This is a genomic window from Streptomyces sp. Q2 (assembly GCF_056820935.1).
Genome location: NZ_JBXEJE010000025.1, coordinates 13,748 through 33,324, shown reverse-complemented (window position 1 = coordinate 33,324; position 19,577 = coordinate 13,748). Strand labels below are relative to the sequence as shown.

The 19,577-nt window shown below is 70.5% G+C and carries 18 protein-coding genes; 12 read left to right on the top strand and 6 right to left on the bottom strand.

The features are described 5' to 3' along the window. The first annotated feature begins 287 nt into the window (after nucleotides 1-287). Complete coding sequence (aceE, locus tag ACWBNA_RS26975; protein WP_482707109.1) at nucleotides 288-3,020, top strand: pyruvate dehydrogenase (acetyl-transferring), homodimeric type; 2,733 nt, start codon at nucleotides 288-290, stop codon at nucleotides 3,018-3,020. A gap of 77 nt (nucleotides 3,021-3,097) precedes the next feature. Continuing rightward, on the top strand, nucleotides 3,098-3,835 hold the full coding sequence (locus tag ACWBNA_RS26970) for a potassium channel family protein (protein WP_482707108.1): 738 nt from the start codon (nucleotides 3,098-3,100) through the stop codon (nucleotides 3,833-3,835). An 863-nt stretch (nucleotides 3,836-4,698) separates the two neighbouring features. Here ACWBNA_RS26970 and ACWBNA_RS26965 read toward each other — a convergent pair. Together ACWBNA_RS26965 and ACWBNA_RS26960 are read right to left on the bottom strand one after the other, a co-directional pair. Next, nucleotides 4,699-5,007, bottom strand: a complete 309-nt coding sequence (locus ACWBNA_RS26965; protein WP_482707107.1) for a small hydrophobic protein — start codon at nucleotides 5,005-5,007, stop codon at nucleotides 4,699-4,701. A gap of 308 nt (nucleotides 5,008-5,315) precedes the next feature. Further along, nucleotides 5,316-6,935: an MFS transporter gene (locus ACWBNA_RS26960; RefSeq protein ID WP_482707106.1), complete on the bottom strand. Its 1,620-nt coding sequence runs from the start codon at nucleotides 6,933-6,935 to the stop codon at nucleotides 5,316-5,318. A 95-nt stretch (nucleotides 6,936-7,030) separates the two neighbouring features. On the opposite strand from ACWBNA_RS26960, the gene ACWBNA_RS26955 reads away from it, so the two are divergent. The 3 genes from ACWBNA_RS26955 to ACWBNA_RS26945 all read left to right on the top strand — a co-directional run bounded on the left by ACWBNA_RS26955 (nucleotide 7,031) and on the right by ACWBNA_RS26945 (nucleotide 9,911). Then, nucleotides 7,031-7,675 carry a TetR family transcriptional regulator gene (locus ACWBNA_RS26955; protein WP_482707105.1) on the top strand — a complete coding sequence of 215 codons (645 nt, stop codon included), beginning with the start codon at nucleotides 7,031-7,033 and terminating at the stop codon, nucleotides 7,673-7,675. Between the two features lie 100 nt (nucleotides 7,676-7,775). Next, a complete protein-coding gene (locus ACWBNA_RS26950; protein WP_482707104.1) occupies nucleotides 7,776-8,996 on the top strand; it encodes an alpha/beta hydrolase in 1,221 nt (406 codons plus the stop codon). Between the two features lie 57 nt (nucleotides 8,997-9,053). Continuing rightward, entirely contained in the window at nucleotides 9,054-9,911 is an 858-nt protein-coding gene (locus ACWBNA_RS26945) for a DUF4429 domain-containing protein (protein ID WP_482707103.1), read from the top strand. 95 nt (nucleotides 9,912-10,006) lie between these two features. On the opposite strand, the gene ACWBNA_RS26940 is transcribed toward ACWBNA_RS26945, so the two are convergent. Both ACWBNA_RS26940 and ACWBNA_RS26935 read right to left on the bottom strand, forming a co-directional pair. After that, complete coding sequence (locus ACWBNA_RS26940; RefSeq protein ID WP_482707102.1) at nucleotides 10,007-11,023, bottom strand: aldo/keto reductase; 1,017 nt, start codon at nucleotides 11,021-11,023, stop codon at nucleotides 10,007-10,009. Continuing rightward, on the bottom strand, nucleotides 11,023-11,487 hold the full coding sequence (locus tag ACWBNA_RS26935; protein WP_482707101.1) for a MerR family transcriptional regulator: 465 nt from the start codon (nucleotides 11,485-11,487) through the stop codon (nucleotides 11,023-11,025). The genes ACWBNA_RS26940 and ACWBNA_RS26935 overlap by 1 nt, the downstream gene beginning before the upstream one ends. Before the next feature lie 96 nt (nucleotides 11,488-11,583). Here ACWBNA_RS26935 and ACWBNA_RS26930 point away from each other — a divergent pair, with 96 nt between their 5' ends. Then, nucleotides 11,584-12,057, top strand: coding sequence for a GNAT family N-acetyltransferase (locus ACWBNA_RS26930; RefSeq protein WP_482707100.1), 474 nt, complete (start codon nucleotides 11,584-11,586; stop codon nucleotides 12,055-12,057). 19 nt (nucleotides 12,058-12,076) lie between these two features. Then, nucleotides 12,077-12,898 carry a serine hydrolase domain-containing protein gene (locus tag ACWBNA_RS26925; protein WP_482707099.1) on the top strand — a complete coding sequence of 274 codons (822 nt, stop codon included), beginning with the start codon at nucleotides 12,077-12,079 and terminating at the stop codon, nucleotides 12,896-12,898. Between the two features lie 189 nt (nucleotides 12,899-13,087). Here ACWBNA_RS26925 and ACWBNA_RS26920 read toward each other — a convergent pair whose 3' ends face one another. Continuing rightward, nucleotides 13,088-13,741, bottom strand: coding sequence for a pirin family protein (locus tag ACWBNA_RS26920; protein ID WP_482707226.1), 654 nt, complete (start codon nucleotides 13,739-13,741; stop codon nucleotides 13,088-13,090). Nucleotides 13,742-13,814: 73 nt separating this feature from the next. Here ACWBNA_RS26920 and ACWBNA_RS26915 point away from each other — a divergent pair, with 73 nt between their 5' ends. The 5 genes from ACWBNA_RS26915 to fabF all read left to right on the top strand — a co-directional run bounded on the left by ACWBNA_RS26915 (nucleotide 13,815) and on the right by fabF (nucleotide 18,778). Continuing rightward, nucleotides 13,815-15,020, top strand: coding sequence for a PucR family transcriptional regulator (locus ACWBNA_RS26915; protein ID WP_383871226.1), 1,206 nt, complete (start codon nucleotides 13,815-13,817; stop codon nucleotides 15,018-15,020). A gap of 89 nt (nucleotides 15,021-15,109) precedes the next feature. Beyond that, a complete protein-coding gene (locus ACWBNA_RS26910) occupies nucleotides 15,110-16,057 on the top strand; it encodes an ACP S-malonyltransferase (protein WP_482707098.1) in 948 nt (315 codons plus the stop codon). A gap of 17 nt (nucleotides 16,058-16,074) precedes the next feature. Next, nucleotides 16,075-17,076, top strand: coding sequence for a beta-ketoacyl-ACP synthase 3 (locus tag ACWBNA_RS26905; protein ID WP_482707097.1), 1,002 nt, complete (start codon nucleotides 16,075-16,077; stop codon nucleotides 17,074-17,076). 102 nt (nucleotides 17,077-17,178) lie between these two features. Next, a complete protein-coding gene (locus ACWBNA_RS26900; protein ID WP_361477659.1) occupies nucleotides 17,179-17,427 on the top strand; it encodes an acyl carrier protein in 249 nt (82 codons plus the stop codon). A gap of 79 nt (nucleotides 17,428-17,506) precedes the next feature. Then, nucleotides 17,507-18,778 carry a beta-ketoacyl-ACP synthase II gene (fabF, locus tag ACWBNA_RS26895; protein ID WP_482707096.1) on the top strand — a complete coding sequence of 424 codons (1,272 nt, stop codon included), beginning with the start codon at nucleotides 17,507-17,509 and terminating at the stop codon, nucleotides 18,776-18,778. 115 nt (nucleotides 18,779-18,893) lie between these two features. Here fabF and ACWBNA_RS26890 read toward each other — a convergent pair whose 3' ends face one another. Then, on the bottom strand, nucleotides 18,894-19,388 hold the full coding sequence (locus ACWBNA_RS26890) for a DUF3145 domain-containing protein (protein ID WP_482707095.1): 495 nt from the start codon (nucleotides 19,386-19,388) through the stop codon (nucleotides 18,894-18,896). Between the last annotated feature and the right edge of the window lie 189 nt (nucleotides 19,389-19,577).

Genomic DNA, 19,577 nt, shown 5'->3' with positions numbered 1-19,577 from the left:
TCGCGCAAGTACCCGGCCGTTCAGACCGCCGAAACGGTGACGATACCGACCGTGTCGCCGCAACCTACGGCACACCGTCCCGAGTCCGAGTGACGCAGCACACACCTTTCTGCCCCGTTTGTGTGTTTGGGAACCACCCTTGGGGGCGTCCGTGCGTACGAGGTCTTGATTACCTCACAGTAGAGATGACGTTTGCGACGCCGAGGTACACGATGGGGAACGGTGCAGGCATACGAAAACCCCGAGAGAACCCTCGCAAAGCAGCCCTCTGACAGGTAAGGAACAGCGTGGCTTCCGGATCCGATCGCAATCCGATCATCATTGGCGGCCTTCCGAGTCAGGTTCCTGACTTCGACCCCGAGGAAACCCAGGAGTGGCTCGACTCCCTCGACGCCGCCGTGGACGAGCGCGGCCGGGAGCGGGCCCGCTACCTGATGCTCCGGCTCATCGAGCGGGCCCGCGAGAAGCGCGTGGCCGTGCCCGAGATGCGCAGCACGGACTACGTCAACACCATCCCCACCAGGGCCGAGCCGTTCTTCCCGGGCAACGAGGAGATCGAGCGCCGGATCCTGAACGCGACCCGGTGGAACGCCGCGGTCATGGTCTCGCGCGCCCAGCGGCCCGGCATCGGCGTCGGCGGCCACATCGCCACCTTCGCCTCCTCGGCCTCGCTCTACGACGTCGGCTTCAACCACTTCTTCCGCGGCAAGGACGAGGGCGACGGCGGCGACCAGGTCTTCTTCCAGGGCCACGCCTCGCCGGGCATCTACGCCCGCGCGTTCCTGCTGGACCGCCTCAGCGAGCAGAACCTGGACGCGTTCCGCCAGGAGAAGTCGAAGGCGCCGTACGGCCTGTCCAGCTACCCGCACCCGCGGCTGATGCCGGACTTCTGGGAGTTCCCGACCGTGTCGATGGGCCTCGGCCCGATCGGCGCGATCTACCAGGCCCGGATGAACCGCTATCTGCAGGCCCGCGAGATCGCGGACACCTCGAAGTCGCACGTCTGGGCGTTCCTCGGGGACGGCGAGATGGACGAGCCCGAGTCGCTCGGCCAGCTGTCCATCGCCGCCCGTGAGGGCCTGGACAACCTCACCTTCGTCGTCAACTGCAACCTCCAGCGGCTCGACGGCCCGGTGCGCGGCAACGGAAAGATCATCCAGGAGCTGGAGTCGATCTTCCGGGGAGCCGGCTGGAACGTGATCAAACTGGTGTGGGACCGGACCTGGGACCCGCTGCTGGCGCAGGACCGTGACGGCGTGCTGGTCAACAAGATGAACACCACGCCGGACGGGCAGTTCCAGACGTACGCCACCGAGACCGGCGCGTACATCCGCGACCACTTCTTCGGCGACGACCACCGGTTGCGCGCGATGGTCGAGGGCATGACCGACGACCAGATCCTGCACCTGGGGCGTGGCGGTCACGACCACCGGAAGATCTTCGCGGCGTACAAGGCGGCCGTGGAGCACAAGGGCCAGCCGACCGTGATCCTCGCCAAGACGATCAAGGGCTGGACGCTGGGCCCGAACTTCGAGGGCCGCAACGCCACGCACCAGATGAAGAAGCTGACGGTCGCCGACCTCAAGGGCTTCCGCGACCGGCTGCACCTGCCGATCTCCGACAAGGAGCTGGAGTCGGGTCTGCCGCCCTACTTCCACCCGGGCCGGGACTCGGAGGAGATCCAGTACATGCACGACCGCCGCAACGGGCTCGGCGGTTACGTACCGACGCGTGTCGTGCGCTCGCAGCCGCTCGCGCTGCCGGACGACAAGACGTACGCGACCGTGAAGAAGGGTTCGGGTCAGCAGTCCATCGCGACGACCATGGCCTTCGTCCGCCTCCTCAAGGACCTCATGCGGGACAAGGAGATCGGCAAGCGGTTCGTGCTGATCGCGCCGGACGAGTACCGCACCTTCGGCATGGACTCGTTCTTCCCGAGCGCGAAGATCTACAACCCACTCGGCCAGCAGTACGAGGCCGTGGACCGGGACCTGCTCCTCGCCTACAAGGAGTCGCCGACCGGTCAGATGCTGCACGACGGCATCTCCGAGGCGGGCTGCACCGCCTCACTGATCGCCGCCGGTTCGTCGTACGCCACGCACGGCGAGCCGCTCATCCCGGTGTACGTCTTCTACTCGATGTTCGGTTTCCAGCGCACCGGAGACCAGTTCTGGCAGATGTCCGACCAGCTGGCACGCGGTTTCGTCCTGGGCGCGACCGCCGGCCGTACGACCCTGACCGGTGAGGGCCTCCAGCACGCGGACGGCCACTCGCAGCTGCTCGCCTCGACCAACCCGGGCTGTGTCGCGTACGACCCGGCCTACGGCTTCGAGATCGCGCACATCGTGCAGGACGGGCTGCGCCGGATGTACGGGCCCGACAGTGAGGACGTCTTCTACTACCTCACCGTCTACAACGAGCCGATCCAGCACCCGGCCGAGCCCGCGAACGTGGATGTCGACGGCATCATCAAGGGCATCCACCGCTTCAGCGAGGGCACCTCGGGCTCCATCCCGGCGCAGATCATGGCGTCCGGCGTGGCCGTCCCCTGGGCGGTCGAGGCGCAGAAGATCCTCGCCGAGGAGTGGAACGTGAAGGCCGACGTCTGGTCGGCGACCTCCTGGAACGAGCTGCGGCGCGAGGCCGTGCGGTGCGAGGAGCACAACCTGCTGCACCCCGAGGAGGAGCAGCGGGTGCCGTACGTGACGCGCAAGCTGTCCGACGCTCAGGGCCCGTTCGTGGCCGTGTCCGACTGGATGCGGTCGGTTCCGGACCAGATCGCGCGGTGGGTGCCGGGGACGTACCAGTCGCTGGGCGCCGACGGCTTCGGCTTCGCCGACACCCGTGGGGCGGCTCGCCGGCACTTCCACATCGACGCGCAGTCGATCGTGGTGGGCGTGCTGACCGAGCTGGCCAAGGAGGGCAAGGTCGACCGGTCGGCGCTGAAGCAGGCGATCGACCGGTACCAGCTCCTCGACGTCTCGGCGGCGGACCCGGGGGCCGCGGGCGGCGACGCGTAGCACCGCGCCGCGTGCAGGGCTGAAGGGCGGTGGGGCCTGGGTCCCCACCGCCCTTACCTCTTCTTTACGATGCGCTCATGAAGGAACAAACGGCACAGGTGCGTTGGGAACGGCGCGCCCAACGGCCCCTCCTGGCGCTCGCGGTGGTGTTCGCCGTCGCCTATGCCGTGCCCATCGTGGTCGACCCGGCGAGCCGGTCACTGACCCTGGCGTGCACGGTGGTCGAGTGGGTGGTGTGGGGGGCCTTCGCCGTCGACTACCTGGTGCGGCTGGCCCTCGCCGAGGATCGACGGCAGTTCGTACGTCGGCACTGGCTGGACCTGTGCGCGGTGGCGCTCCCGCTGATCCAGCCGCTGAGGCTGCTGCGGCTGGTGTCGACGCTGGTGCTGGTGCAGCGACGGGCGCGGATGGCCTCGCAGATCCGGCTGACGACGTATGTCGCGGGGGCGGTGGTCGGGCTGCTGATGTTCGGGTCGCTGGCCGTGCTGTCGGTGGAACGGGAGTCGGCGGACGGGAACATCAGGACGCTGGGTGACGCGGTGTGGTGGTCGTTCACGACGATGACGACCGTCGGGTACGGGGACCACGCGCCGACCACCGGGCTCGGCCGGATGATCGCCGTGGGGCTGATGCTCTCCGGGATCGCGCTGCTGGGTGTGGTGACCGCGAACATCGCCGCGTGGTTCATCGCACGGTTCGAGAAAGACGACGTGGAGGAGCGGCGGCAGACGGAGGCGATCCGGATGCTGACCGACGAGGTGCGGGCGTTGCGGACCGAGGTGGCGGCGTTGCGGGAGCGGTCGCTACGGCCCTGAGCGAGTGCGGGGGTTCGTCGCGGCCCTGTCCCGGCGCGCGAGTTCGTCGCGGCCCTGCGCGGGCGCGAGAGCGGTCGCTTCGGCCGGGATCCGGCGCGGGAGTTCGTCGCGCCCCTGTGCCCGCGCGGAAGTTCGTCGCGGCCCTGTGCCCGCGCGAGAGCGGTCGCTTCGGCCGGGATCCGGCGCGGGAGTTCGTCGCGGCCCTGAGCAGGAGCGGTCGCTACGGCCCTGCGCCCGCGCGGAAGTTCGTCGCGGCCCTGTCCCGGCGCGAGAGGCGGTCACTTCCGCGCCACGGCCCTGAGCAGGAGCGGTCGCTCCGGCCCGGCGCCCGCGCGGAAGTTCGTCGCGGCCCTGTCCCGGCGCGCGTGGCGGTCTCTTCCGGGCCACGGCCCTGAGCAGGAGCGGTCGCTACGGCCCTGCGCCCGCGCGGAAGTTCGTCGCGGCCCTGTCCCGGCGCGAGAGGCGGTCACTTCCGCGCCACGGCCCTGAGCAGGAGCGGTCGCTACGGCCCTGCGCCCGCGCGGAAGTTCGTCGCGGCCCTGTCCCGGCGCGAGAGGCGGTCACTTCCGCGCCACGGCCCTGAGCAGGAGCGGGCGCTACGGCCCTGCGCCCGCGCGGAAGGGCGTCGCGGCCCTGTCCCGGCGCGTGAGGCGGTCTCTTCCGCGCCACGGGCCTGAGCAGGAGCGGTCGCTACGGCCCTGCGCCCGCGCGGAAGTTCGTCGCGGCCCTGTCCCGGCGCGAGAGGCGGTCACTACGGCCGGGATTCGGTGCAGGCGTCGGTCGCCTCGGCCCCGGCCCGGGTCCGGACATGAAGGCGGGCCCCCGGTCGTCCCACCGGGGGCCCTTCCCTCACTCGCCCCGGGTCAGAACATCCCGCTGCCCGGGGTTGCCGCTCCGGCCAGCCAGATGACCGCCAGGAGCGTGTCGATGGCGCCCAGTACGAGGGCGACCAGGGCCGGGACGGGGCGAGTGCCCGCCCAGCTGCGGCCCATGGCGAGCCAGCCGCAGACGATCGCCACGGGGCCGAGGATGATCCCCAGCACGAAGAATCCGGCGATCGCGCAGATGACTCCGATGATTCCGAGCGTCGCGCGATCCGGCCCGCTCCGTGACCACGTCCGGCTACGTGAACGGGGGTGCCTGCGCGTTCCTTGTCCAAAGCCCGCCATCATCAACTCCCAGAACCCCTCGGTGAATTCGGGTCGTTCTCGGGTTCGGTACTGCGGGTACCCAGGCTCCGGTCCCTAATCCTTCGGCCTTCACCTGCTTGGACTCCGGCCTTGCGGCGCGCCGCCCCCCTCCGGCAGCGCGCCGCAGATCCGGTCGCCCTCGTCCGTCGTACGAACTCCCCGAACATGCCTGGGGAACATGCCGTACCGGAGGGCCTGACCCACTGTGACCTGCGGCGCGTACCGGGTGCGAGGAATCTTTAGCGTTGTCACCCTGATAGGGGAACTCCGGGTATTCCTCGCGGGGTTCGTCAGATGTGGCCGACGCCCGCGCCCGCCTCCGCGTTCACACCGCGCTTGGTGAGCAGGGCGACCAGGACGGCGACGACGGCGACTCCGGCGGCGACCAGGGACGCCAGGCTCATGCCGGAGATGAAGGTGTCGTGCGCGACGTCGGCGATCTTCGTGGCGATCGCCTCCGGCGTGCCCTTGGCGACCGGCGGAACCCCGACCTGGACCCCTTCCGAGGCCTGGTCGAGCTGGGCCGGCGTGAGCTCCGGGAGCCCCGCGTCCTTCCAGTTGCCCGCGAGGTCGTTGTCCACCTTGGAGGCCATCACGGCGCCGAGGACGGCCGTACCGAGGCTGCCGCCGATCTGCATCGCGGCCTGCTGGAGTCCGCCGGCGACACCGGAGAGCTCCATCGGGGCGTTGCCGACGATGACCTCGGTGGCGCCGACCATGACCGGCGCGAGGCCGAGGCCCAGCAGGGCGAACCAGAGGGACATGACGCCGCTGCCGGTGTCCGTCTCCAGCGTGGACATCCCGAACATGGCGATCGCGACGGACGCCATGCCGCCGGCCAGCGGAATGCGCGGGCCCAGCTTGGTGATCATCGCGCCCGCGAGCGGGGAGCCGACGATCATCATCCCGGTGAGCGGGAGCAGGTGCAGACCCGCGTCGATCGGGCTCATACCGTGCACGTTCTGCAGGTAGAAGGTGACGAAGAACAGGCCGCCCATGAAGGCGATCGCCATGAGGACCATCAGGACGACACCCGCCGACAGCGGAACCGAGCGGAACAGCGCCAGCGGGATGAGCGGCTCCTTGACCTTCGTCTCCCAGAAGGCGAACAGCGCGAAGCCGACGACGGAGGCGAGGACGAACGTCCAGGTCGTGCCGGAGCCCCAGCCCCATTCCGGGGCCTTGATGAGCGCCCACACCAGGCAGAACATGGCCGCCGACAGCAGGGCGATGCCCAGGATGTCGAAGGAGCGCGGGGCGTTCTCGGCACGGTGGTCGACCAGCATCACCACACCGAGGGCGACGGCGAGGATGCCGACCGGCACGTTGATGAAGAACACCGACTGCCAGTTGACGTGCTCGACCAGGACGCCGCCGAGGATCGGGCCGCCCGCGGTGGAGGCGCCGATGACCATGCCCCAGATGCCGATGGCCATGTTGAGCTTCTCGGCCGGGAAGGTCGCGCGCAGCAGGCCGAGCGCGGCCGGCATGAGCAGCGCGCCGAACAGGCCCTGCAGGACCCGGAAGGTGACGACCAGCGCGATGCTGTCGGACATGCCGATCGCGCCCGAGGCGGCGGCGAAGCCGACCACGCCGACGAGGAAGGTCTGCCGGTGGCCGAAGCGGTCACCGAGCTTGCCCGCGGTGATCAGACAGACCGCGAGGGCGAGGAAGTAGCCGTTGGTGATCCACTGGACGTCGGCGAAGCTCGCCTTCAGGTCGGACTGGATGGCCGGGTTGGCGATGGCCACGATGGTGCCGTCCAGGGCCACCATCATGACCCCGACGGCCACGGTTATGAGGGTGAACCAAGGGTGGCCGCGCAGCCCGCCGGCTGGCGCCCGGTCCGACGGGGGTGTCGGTGCCTTGTCCCCCGGCCCCGTCGTGTCGATGGTGGTCTGACTAGTCATGCGTTCGAGGCTAATGACAGCCACTGACAATTGACAAACCAATTCACAAGTCGGTAACTGTCAGGACAGCGATTGTTATTGACGAGGAGAGGTCCATGACCACGGCGGCACGGCCGGAGGGACTGCGCGAGCGCAAGAAGCAGCGCACCCGCGAGGCGCTGATCCGGGCGGCCCACGAACTGTTCACCGGCCGGGGCTACGAGCGGACGACGGTCGACGACATCGCCGAGGCGGTCGACGTCTCGCAGCGCACCTTCTTCCGCTACTTCGCGAACAAGGAGGAGGCCGCGCTCGCCGTCCAGGAGACGACGGTGGAGCGCTTCGTCGAGTCGGTGCGCGAGCGCCCCGCGCACGAGGCTCCGATGGAGGCCCTGCGGCAGGCGGTCCTGGAGGGCTGGGACAGCCTCAACGAGATCGTCGAGGCCGTCGTACCGGTGGAGCTGCACTTGCGCATGTGCCGGGTGATCGAGTCGACGCCCGTCCTGCTCGCCGCCCATCTGCGTCGCTCCGCGGAGGCCGAGGAGACCGTCGCACGGGTCCTCGCCGAGCGCGAGGGCCTCGACGTGGACACCGACCCGCGCCCCCGGCTGACGGTGGCCGTCTTCAGCGGCGTGATGCGGCTGACGGAACGTCAGTGGAGCACGGGCGAGGACTTCAGCCTCGACGCGATGCGCGCGCTGACGGTCGCCCATCTCGCACAGGTGGGACCCGCACTGGCCGGAAACTGGCGAACGGCCTGAAGGCGCCCGCACTATGCACCGAAGAGTTCCGTTTGTCCAAACGTGATTCACGCCACTTGGCTAACGCGAGACCCAGTCGTTCTCCTAGTGTGTCCTTTCAGTGACTTCCTTCGACACCTCCCCGCAACTGAACGTCTGGCGCGCACTGCTCGCGTTGGCCGTGGTGTTCGTGATGCTGGCCACCACCGGCTGGACCGCACTGCGCAGCCAGCGAAGCTCCACCGTGCTGCAGACCTCGCTCTCGCAGTGGGAGCACGGCCGCATCGCCGGGCACCGGCTCCCCGACCCGCAGGAGACGGCCCCCCACCGTCTCGCCCGGTTCTTCGCCTCGCTCACCCCGCAGCAGCGCGCCGGCCTCGCCCGCCGCTATCCGCTCGCCGTCGGCAACATGAACGGCGCGCCCGTGGAGCTGCGCTACCGCGCCAACCGCATCGCCCTCGGGCAGGCCCGCAAGGTCGAGCTGAAGCGCATGCACGACGTACGGCTCACCCCGGACGGGCAGCGGGAGGCCGGGCGGCGCATGCACCGCTACGTCTCACTGATGAGCAAGGACCGCCACATCCTCGCCTTCAACCCCGACGGCTCCGGCCGGGTCGCCGAGGTCTTCGGCAACCTGAAGGAGGCGGAGCGGGTCTCGGTCGTCGTCCCCGGCGTCGACACCGACCTGCTCACCTTCCAGCGCACCTCCCGCCAGTACTCCGCGCCGGTCGGCATGGCCACCGCCCTGTACCGGGCCGAGCGCACGGCGAGCCCGTCGACGCGTACGGCCGTCATCGCCTGGGCCGACTACACCGCGCCCAGCGGGCTCGGCATCGACTCGGCCACCGCGATGCGCGCGGCGGACGGCGCGATCCGGCTGAACGCGCTGGTGCGCGCCCTGCCCGGCGCCGCCCCCGTCTCCCTCTTCTGCCACAGCTACGGCTCCGTGGTGTGCGGTCTCGCCGCGCACACGCTGCCGGAGCGGGTGGCCGACATAGCGGTGGCAGGCAGCCCCGGGATGCGGGTCGCGAAGGCGTCCCATCTGCGCACCTCCGCGCAGGTGTGGGCGATGCGGGACGCCGAGGACTGGGTGCAGGACGTGCCGTACCTGGAGGTCGGAGGGCTCGGTCACGGGGCGGACCCGATGTCCGCCGCGTTCGGCGCGCGGGTGCTGTCGGCGCGGGGCGCGGACGGGCACAGCGGCTATTTCGAGCCGGGCACGGAGAGCCTGCTGAACTTCGCCGAGATCGGCATTGGCGCATACCGCTCGGTGCACTGCGCGGGCGATACCGAAGCCTGCCGGACGGGTTTGTCCGCGACGGCGTCCGCCGGACGCGCGTAGAGAAGAAGGAATCGCGGTTTGCGCGGGGAGGGGACGAAGAAGCTCGTGCCGCATACCATGAGCCGCATGGGTGACGTACTGGCCGGATTTCATGCCGCCTGGGAGTTCGAGTCCGACTCCATGCTCATCCGCTACGAACGGGGGATTCGAACACCGAAGCTCTTCCAGGCGTTGGGGGAACGACGTGTCCCTCTCGACGCGCTCGCCGGGGTGACGCTCACGCCCGGCAAACGCGGGACGGTGGTATTGCGCGCCGAACCGCGTCCCGGGGCCGATCCGTTGATGGAGGCGGCCGAGGGGCAGCTCAAGGAGGGGTGCGATCCCTACCGACTGGTGCTGCCCGCCGACAAGGAGACGCTCGCCGAGTACTACGCCGACGAGCTGCGCGCACAACTGAAGCAGGACGCCGGGCCGACCGACAGGTTTCTGGTACCGGCCCCCGAAGTGCCGCTGCAGTTCAAGGCGTACGACGGGAAGGCGTCCTTCGACGGCCGGACCGTGCACTTCCGGTGGTTCTGGACCGGGGCGTCGTCGGCGAAGTGGAAGGCCGGCGACCAGAGTTTCCCGGTGTCCGAACTGACCGGGGTTCAGTGGCGGTCGCCGGAGCTGTTCGAGGGGCATCTGCGGCTGGTTCGCGGGGAGGCTTCGCCGATGCCGGCCGACCAGGACCCCGCCGCCGTGGTGTTCGGGCTCGGATACGGTCCCGTCCACGAGTCGTTGCCGTTCGCCGCGGCGGTACTGGCGGCGGTCCGCAACCGCTCCGCGGTGCCGACGGTCCCGGCGGCGGCCATGCCGCGCCGGGACCCCGCCGACATCGCCGAGCGGATACGTCACCTGGGCGAACTGCATCAGGCCGGGCTGGTGACGGACGAAGAGTTCTCCGTGAAGAAGGCGGAGTTGCTGGCCGAGCTCTGAGGCTGTTCGTCGTCTGCGGGGCGGTGAGGGCTTGTCGCGCCCACGCGATGGAGCCGCAAATCGACACAGCCCCGCGCCGCGCCCCTCAGGTACGTCTACTCACGTCCGGCAGAAGTGAACGTCATGTCCGCGTAGCGGTCTCCGGCCACCTTCGCCGCGATCGGCTCCAGGAGCGCCAGCTCCTCCTTCGTCAGCTCGATCCTCGTCGCCGCCGTGTTCTCCTCGATCCGGCTCGCCTTGCGGGTGCCCGGGATCGGGATCACCGGGAGCCCGTGCACCGACGCCTGCTGCTGGACCCAGGCCAGGGCTATCTGACCCGGCGACACCCCGTGGGCCTCGGCCAGCGAGCGGACCGGCTCCAGCAGGGCCACGTTGGCGGCGGCGTTCTCGCCGGTGAAGCGGGGCTGCTGGCGGCGGAAGTCGTCGGCGGTGAGGTCCTTGTCGGCGTTGGCGAAGGAGCCGGTGAGGAAGCCGCGGCCGAGCGGGGAGTACGGCACGAGGGCCACACCCAGCTCACGGGCCGTCGGCACCACCTTCGCCTCGATGTCCCGGCTGAACAGGGACCACTCCGACTGCACGGCGGCGATCGGGTGGACGGCCTGCGCGGCGCGCAGCTCGTCTGCCGTGACCTCGCTCAGGCCGAGGTGCTTGACCTTGCCCTCGCGCACCAGTTCGGCCATGGCGGCGACGGTGTCCTCGATCGGCACGTTCACGTCGCGCCGGTGCATGTAGTAGAGGTCGATCACGTCGACGTCGAGGCGCTGAAGGCTCGCCTCTACGGCCTGGCGGATGTAGGGCCGGTCGTTGCGGATGATGCGCCTGTTCGGGTCGTCCGGGGGGATCGCCAGGGCGAACTTGGTGGCGATGACCACCTCGTCGCGGTGTGCCTTGAAGAAGGGGGAGAGGAACTTCTCGTTCTCCCCCGCGCCGTACGCGTCCGCCGTGTCGTACAGGGTGACGCCGAGTTCCAGGGCACGCTCCAGCGTGGCACGCGACTCGCCGGCGTCCGTGGGGCCGTACGCGAAGCTCATGCCCATGCAGCCGAGACCTTGTACGCCGACCTCGGGGCCGTCGTCGCCGAGTCGTGCTGCGGGGATCTTGCCGTCCGTCATCAGGACCTCTCCGACGCCAGGGCCCGCCCGGCGTCCGCGTAGAAATTGATCTTCCGGTCGAGGACCGCGAGCGTGTCCTGGAGTTCCGCGATCCGGGCGAGGACGTCCTCGCGGGTCTCCTTCAACAGCTCGAAGCGGTCGCTGTAGGTGTGGTCGCCCTCGCGGACCAGTTCCGCGTAGCGCACCATGTCCGCCACCGGCATGCCGGTCAGCCGGAGCTTGCCGACGAGGTCGAGCCAGTCCAGGTCGCGGTTGCAGTAGCGGCGCTGGCCGGTGTGCGAGCGGTCGATGTGCGGCATCAGGCCGATGCGCTCGTACCAGCGCAGGGTGTGCGCGGTCAGGCCGGTGATCGCGACGACCTCGCTGATCGTGTAGCTGTCCTGGCCGTCCGGACGTCGACCGGTTCGGTGCTCCGGGGCGGCACAGCTGTCGGTCCTGGTACCCGTGGTTTCCATCACCGTCATGACCGCAACGCTAGGGCCTTGGAGTGCACTCGAAGCAAGCGGTACCGGTGAGAAATCGGCAGGACGTCGCACAGGCCGGCTGACTAGCGTGCGGGCATGAGTCTTGTACGTCGTGCCACGACCGAGGACGCGGAGGAAGTTCTGCGTCTGCGCCAGGTGATGATCGACTCGCTGTCCGGGCCGGACGCCGGGGACACGGAGTGGCACGCGGAGGGCCTGCCGGCCCTGCGTGCCCGGCTCGCCGGGCCGGACGAGGACTTCGCGGCGTTCGTCGTCGACCATCCGGAGCGGCCGGGGGCGCTGGCGGCGTTGGTGGTCGGCACCATCGAGTACCGGATCGGCAAGGCGAGCAATCCGCGCGGGATCGGCGGGTACGTCTTCAGCGTCGCCACCGACCCGGACGCCCGGCGCCGCGGGTACGCGCGGGCGTGCATGGAGGAACTGCTCGCCTGGTTCCGCGAGCGGGGCGCCGGCCAGGTCATGCTGACCGCGTCCGAAGAGTCCGAGCCGCTGTACGCCGCCCTCGGCTTCGTCCGCAAGCCGGACCCCGCGATGGGGCTGAGCCTGTGAACCGCTTAGTCTCGACGGCATGTCCCTGCAGAGCCTCGCCCTGATCGAGAACTGGCCGGTTCCCACCGCCGCGGCGGCCGTCGTACGCGCGGACGGGACCCTGCTGGGCGCCCGCGGCCCGGATGGGCAGCGCTTCCCGCTGGCCTCCGTCACCAAGCCGCTCGCCGCGTACGCCGTCCTCGTCGCGTACGAGGAGGGGGCGATCGAGCTCGACGAGCCGGCCGGGCCGCCGGGGGCCACGGTCCGTCATCTGCTCGCGCACACCTCGGGGCTGGCCTTCGACGAGCACCGGGTGACCGCCCCGCCCGGGGAGCGGCGGCTGTACTCCAACGCCGGGTTCGAGCAGCTCGGGGACCACATCGCCAAGGCCACGGAGATCCCGTTCGCCGAGTACCTGCGGCAGGCGGTGCTGGAGCCGCTGGGGATGACCTCGACGACCCTGGACGGTTCCCCGGCCAAGGACGGCGTGTCCACGGTGAACGACCTCGCGCGGTTCGCGGCCGAGGTCCAGGCACCGCGGCTGCTGGACCCCCGCACGGTCGCCGAGGCGATGACCGTGCAGTATCCGGGGACGAAGGGCGTGCTGCCGGGGTACGGCCACCAGAACCCGAACGACTGGGGGCTCGGCTTCGAGATCCGGGACGGCAAGTCGCCGCACTGGACGGGCGCTTCGTCCTCGCCGCGGACCTTCGGGCACTTCGGGCAGTCCGGTACGTTCCTGTGGACCGACCCGGACGCGGGAGTGGCCTGCGTGGCGCTGACGGACCGGGCGTTCGGGCCCTGGGCCGTCGAGGCGTGGCCGGCGTTCACGGACGCGGTGCTGGCGGAGGTGCGGGGCTGATCTTCTTTCGCCCCCGCCGCCCCTTCCCGTCCCGTCCCGTCCGGTCCTCAGAGGGCTCCGCCCCCCCCTGGCGCCCCCGGACCTTCGCCCACGCACCACCCGACTCGAACACCACCCGACTCGGTGGGTCGAGAGGCGGACCAAACAAGAGACCGAGACGGGTGGCCCCCAGCAAGGCCCGTACGCCGGTCAGACCGTCAGCTCCCAGATCAGCAGCTCCGCCCCCGTCACCCCGACCGCCTCCAGGTCCTTCGCGGCGGTGATCCGCGCCGCGTCGCCCGGACCCAACGCCTCGCCGTCCAGGCCGACTTCACCGCGTACGACATGTACGTACGCGTACGCCCCGTCCGGCACCGCCGTCCGCTCCCCGACCCCCAGGCGCCGTACGTGGAGCATCGCGCCGGCCTCGGGGACGGCGTACGGCGTGGAGTCAGCGATGCCGTGGACGATCTCGTACGACGGGTCGCCGCCCGGCTCCAGCGGGGCCAGCCACATCTGGACGAAGGTGAGGGGGGCCGGGCCGTCGTTGCGCTCCACGTGCCGGACGCCCGCCGCCGCCGTCAGGTGCTGGACGTCACCGGCGCGTACGACCGTCTCGTGGCCCGTGGAGTCGCGGTGGGTCAGTTCGCCCTCGACCACCCAGGTCACGATCTCGGTGTGGCTGTGCGGGTGCTCGTCGAAGCCGGCGCCGGGGGCGAGCCGCTCCTCGTTGCAGGCGATCAGCGCGCCGAAGCGGAGGTTGTCGGGGTCGTAGTGCGGGCCGAAGGAGAAGGCGTGGAGCGACTCGATTCCGGCCTCCGGGTCACCGCCTCGGTAGCGCTCCGTGGCGCGCCGTACGTGCATCACGCACACCACCGTAGCCCTCACCCGGTACCCGGGGACGCGTACTCGCGTCCGGATAAGGCAGTCTTGTCCCGTGCCCGAACCCGAAACCCACGCCGGCGATCCCGCCGCGCCCGACGCCCACCCGCACCCCGCGACCCTGAAGCGGCTGGAGAAGTGGTCCGGGCGCCTCGCCGCGCAGGCCATCCAGCGCATGGACGAGACGCTGTCGTGGTACCGGGCGATGCCCCCGGAGAACCGTTCCTGGATCGGGCTCGTCGCCCAGGCCGGTATCGCCGCCTTCACCGAGTGGTTCCGGCACCCGGACGCCCCGCAGGCCATCTCCACCGACGTCTTCGGTACCGCCCCCCGCGAGTTGACCAGGGCCATCACCCTGCGCCAGACCGTCGAGATGGTGCGCACCACGATCGAGGTCATGGAGTCGGCCATCGACGAGGTGGCGGCCCCCGGGGACGAGAACGTGCTGCGCGAGGCGCTGCTCGTGTACGCCCGCGAGATCGCCTTCGCCACCGCCCAGGTCTACGCCCAGGCCGCCGAGGCACGCGGCGCCTGGGACGCGCGCCTGGAGTCGCTCGTGGTGAACGCCGTGCTCAGCGGGGAGGCCGACGAGGGTGCCGTCAGCCGGGCCGCCGCCCTCGGATGGAACTCCCCCGAGCACGTGTGCGTGGTGCTGGGGACGGCTCCCGACGGTGACAGCGAGCTGACCGTCGAGGCCATCCGGCGGGCCGCCCGGCACGCCAAGCTCCAGGTCCTGACCGGGGTGCTCGGGGCCCGGCTCGTGGTCATCGCGGGCGGCAGCGACAACCCGCTCGCCGTCGCCAAGTCGCTGATCGGACCGTTCGCCGCCGGACCGGTGGTGGCGGGGCCCGTCGTACCGGATCTGCTGGCCGCGACCCGGTCCGCGCAGGCCGCCGCGGCCGGCCTGAAGGCGTGTTCTGCCTGGCAGGACGCCCCGCGGCCGGTGCTGGCGGACGATCTGCTCCCGGAGCGCGCGATGGCCGGTGACCCCGCGGCCCGCGAGCAGTTGGTGGAGGAGATCTACAGACCGCTGGAGGAGGCCGGCTCGGCGCTCCTGGAGACACTCGCGGTCTATCTCGAACAGGCGAGCAGTCTCGAAGGCGCCGCTCGTATGCTCTTCGTCCACCCCAACACCGTGCGCTACCGGCTTCGACGTGTGACTGACGTCACCGGCTGGTCGCCTTCCGATGTACGGTCGGCGTTCACACTGCGGATCGCGCTGATCCTGGGACGTCTGGTCGACGGGGATCTTCAGACCTAGCCTTTTGTCGGGGGTCTACAAAACCCCTTCGTGTTCTTCGTCCTTGTCCCCACGGGCGGCGGTGGCCGTCCACAAGAGAGAGTGTGAGAGTGCTCGTACTCGTCGCTCCCGGCCAGGGCGCCCAGACGCCCGGCTTCCTGACCCCCTGGCTCGAACTCCCCGGTGCCGCGGACCGCGTCGCCGCGTGGTCCGACGCCATCGGACTGGACCTCGCCCGTTACGGCACGCAGGCCGACGCGGACGAGATCCGCGACACGGCTGTCGCCCAGCCGCTCCTCGTCGCGGCCGGAATCCTGTCGGCCGCGACGCTCGGTGATATCGGCGACCTCGCGCCCGGCGCCGTCGCGGGGCACAGCGTCGGCGAGATCACCGCCGCCGCGTTCGCGGGCGTCCTCGACGACACCGCGGCGCTGACCCTCGTACGCAAGCGCGGGCTGGCGATGGCCGAGGCCGCCGCCGTCACCGAGACCGGGATGTCGGCGCTGCTCGGCGGCGACCCCGAGGTGAGCGTCGCGCACCTGGAGAAGCTCGGTCTGACCCCGGCGAACGTCAACGGGGCGGGCCAGATCGTGGCCGCGGGCACGCTGGAGCAGCTCGCGGTACTGAACGAGGACAAGCCCGAGGGTGTCCGCAAGGTCGTCCCGCTCAAGGTGGCCGGCGCCTTCCACACGCACCACATGGCCTCCGCGGTCGACGCGCTGGCGAAGGCCGCCGAGGCCCTGACGCCCGCCGACCCGAAGGTCGCCTACGTCTCCAACAAGGACGGCAGGGCCGTCGACACGGGCGCCGAGATCGTCGCGCGCCTGGTCGGCCAGGTCGCCAACCCGGTCCGCTGGGACCTGTGCATGGAGACGTTCAAGGCGCTCGGCGTGACGGCCCTGATCGAGGTGTGCCCCGGCGGCACACTGACCGGGCTCGCCAAGCGTGCGCTGCCCGGTGTGAAGACGCTGGCCCTGAAGACCCCCGACGACCTCGACGCCGCTCGCGAGCTCATCGCCGAGACAGCCACACCTGCCGCTGACGCGGCGGGCGCCTGACAAGGAGCCTGGAGAGCATGTCGAAGATCAAGCCCAGCAAGGGCGCTCCGTACGCGCGGATCCTCGGTGTGGGCGGCTACCGTCCCACCCGGGTCGTGCCGAACGAGGTGATCCTCGAGACGATCGACTCCTCCGACGAGTGGATCCGCTCGCGCTCCGGCATCGAGACCCGGCACTGGGCGAACGACGAGGAGACCGTCGCCGCCATGTCGATCGAGGCGTCCGGCAAGGCGATCGCCGACGCCGGGATCTCCGCCGAGCAGATCGGCGGGGTGGTCGTCTCGACCGTCTCGCACTTCAAGCAGACGCCGGCCGTCGCCACCGAGATCGCCGACAAGCTCGGCACGAACAAGGCCGCCGCCTTCGACATCTCGGCCGGCTGCGCGGGCTTCGGCTACGGCCTCACCCTCGCCAAGGGCATGATCGTCGAGGGCTCGGCGGAGTACGTCCTCGTCATCGGCGTGGAGCGGCTGTCCGAACTGACCGACCTGGAGGACCGGGCCACGGCCTTCCTCTTCGGGGACGGCGCGGGCGCGGTCGTGGTGGGTCCCTCGTCGGAGCCCGCGATGGGCCCGACCGTCTGGGGCTCGGAGGGCGACAAGTCCGACACCATCAAGCAGACCGTGCCGTGGACGGACTACCGCGACGGCGAGGTCGCCAAGTTCCCGGCGATCACGCAGGAGGGCCAGGCGGTGTTCCGCTGGGCCGTGTTCGAGATGGCGAAGGTCGCCCAGCAGGCGCTGGACGCGGCCGGGATCAGCTCGGACGACCTGGACGTCTTCATCCCGCACCAGGCCAACGAGCGGATCATCGACTCGATGGTGAAGACTCTCAAGCTGCCGGAGCACGTCACGGTCGCACGTGACGTACGCACCACCGGCAACACCTCGGCCGCCTCGATTCCGCTCGCGATGGAGCGGCTTCTGGCGACCGGCGAGGCGAAGAGCGGCGACACCGCGCTCGTCATCGGATTCGGGGCGGGTCTCGTGTACGCCGCGACGGTCGTTACCCTCCCCTAGGCACTCCGTACCGGATCATGCGGTCCGATACGGGAAATGCACCACCTGCCGCTCACGCGGTGGACGCCACACCCTCTGGATTACTACGAAGGAGCGCCTGACATGGCCGCCACTCAGGAAGAGATCGTCGCCGGTCTCGCCGACATCGTGAACGAGATCGCCGGCATCCCGGTTGAGGACGTCCAGCTGGACAAGTCCTTCACCGACGACCTGGACGTCGACTCGCTGTCCATGGTCGAGGTCGTCGTCGCCGCCGAGGAGCGCTTCGACGTCAAGATCCCCGACGAGGACGTCAAGAACCTCAAGACCGTCGGCGACGCGACCAACTACATCCTCAAGAACCAGGGCTGATCCTCTAGGCCCCGAGCCTGGCCCCGCCACCCGGCGGTGGCGCCGCTGAATCCTCGTATCCGTTGGAGAAAGAATTCCCGTGAGCTCGACCAATCGCACCGTGGTCGTCACCGGTATCGGCGCAACCACACCGCTGGGTGGCGACGCAGCCTCTACCTGGGAGGGCCTGGTCGCCGGCAGGTCCGGCGTCAAGCCCCTGGAGCAGGAGTGGGCCGCCGAACAGGCGGTCCGCATCGCTGCTCAGATCGCCGTGGAACCGACCGAGGTCATTCCGCGGCCCCAGGCCCGCCGACTGGACCGATCGGCGCAGTTCGCGCTGATCGCCGCCAAGGAGGCGTGGGCCGACGCAGGTTTCACCGCGACGGCGGGCGACGACAGTGCCGTCGACCCCGACCGGCTCGGCGCCGTCATCGCCTCCGGCATCGGCGGCGTGACAACCCTGCTCGACCAGTACGACGTGCTGAAGGAGAAGGGCGTCCGCCGCGTCTCCCCGCACACCGTCCCCATGCTGATGCCGAACAGCCCCTCCGCCAACGTGGGCCTGCTGGTGGGCGCCCGTGCGGGCGTGCACACGCCGGTCTCCGCGTGCGCGTCGGGCGCCGAGGCCATCGGCTACGCCATCGAGATGATCCGTACCGGCCGTGCCGACGTCGTCGTCGCGGGTGGCACGGAGGCGGCGATCCACCCGCTGCCCATCGCCGCGTTCGGCAACATGATGGCGATGTCCAAGAACAACGACGACCCCGAGGGCGCCTCGCGTCCCTACGACACCGGGCGGGACGGCTTCGTCCTGGGCGAGGGTGCCGGTGTGATCGTCCTGGAGTCCGCCGAGCACGCCGCGAAGCGCGGTGCGCGGGTGTACGCCGAGGCGGTCGGCCAGGGCATCTCCGCCGACGGCCACGACATCGTGCAGCCGGAGCCGGAGGGCCGCGGCATCTCGCACGCCCTGCAGAACCTGCTGGACCGCACCGACCTGGACCCCGCGGAGATCGTGCACGTCAACGCGCACGCCACCTCCACGCCGGCCGGAGACGTGGCCGAGCTGAAGGCGCTGCGCAAGGTGTTCGGCGACGACGCCGACCACATGGCGGTGTCGGCGACCAAGTCGATGACCGGTCACCTGCTCGGTGGCGCCGGCGGTGTCGAGACCGTCGCGACGGTCCTCGCCCTGTACCACCGGGTCGCCCCGCCGACCATCAACGTCGAGAACCTCGACCCGGAGGCCGAGGCCAACGCCGACATCGTGCGCGGCGAGGCCCGCAAGCTGCCGGTCGAGGGCCGTATCGCCGCGCTGAACGACTCGTTCGGCTTCGGCGGGCACAACGTGGTGCTGGCGTTCCGTACGGTCTGATTTCTGCCGTGAACGGCGTGTGGCCCGAACCCCGGGTTGGGGGCGGGCCACACGCCGTTTTGGTCTGTTGCCGGCCGTCTTGGCCGGTGCCGCGGGTCCCCGCGCCCCTGGGGCGTCACACCACCTGGTGCAGCCAGCGGACCGGCGCTCCCTCACCCGCGTAGCGGAACGGTTCCAACTCGTCGTCCCACGGCTTGCCGAGGAGCCTCGCGAGTTCGGCCTCCAGGTCGGTCTCGCCACGCTGGGACCGCACCAGGGCGGCGCGCAGGCGGTCCTCGGGGATGAGGATGTCGCCGTGAATGCCGGTGACGGCGTGGAAGATGCCGAGGTCGGGGGTGCAGCTGTAGCGCTCCCCCTCGGCGGTGGCGCAGGGTTCGGCGGTGACCTCGAAGCGGAGGAGGTGCCAGCCTCTCAGTGCCGAGGCCAGCTTGGAGGCGGTGCCGGCCTGGCCCTGCCAGGAGAACTCCGAGCGCCAGGTGCCGGGCGCCGCGGGCTGCCGGATCCAGTCGAGGCTGACGCGCGTGCCGAGCACCCCGGCGACGGCCCACTCGACGTGCGGGCACAGCGCGCGCGGCGCGGAGTGCACGTACAGAACTCCACGTGTCGTCACCGGGACCTCCGGGCAGAGCGGGACATCTTGCGAACTGGCGGACGGCGGTGGCCGGGCGGCCACGTTGATGGCGAGGCTACCGTGCGGCGGCGCAAGGAGTGTGACGTACCGTCGGTCCCAGTGCCGTGAAACCCCCGCCATTCACCCGGCAGGACGCTGGTTCGGGTGCGAAGCGTTGCGTGCCGCCCG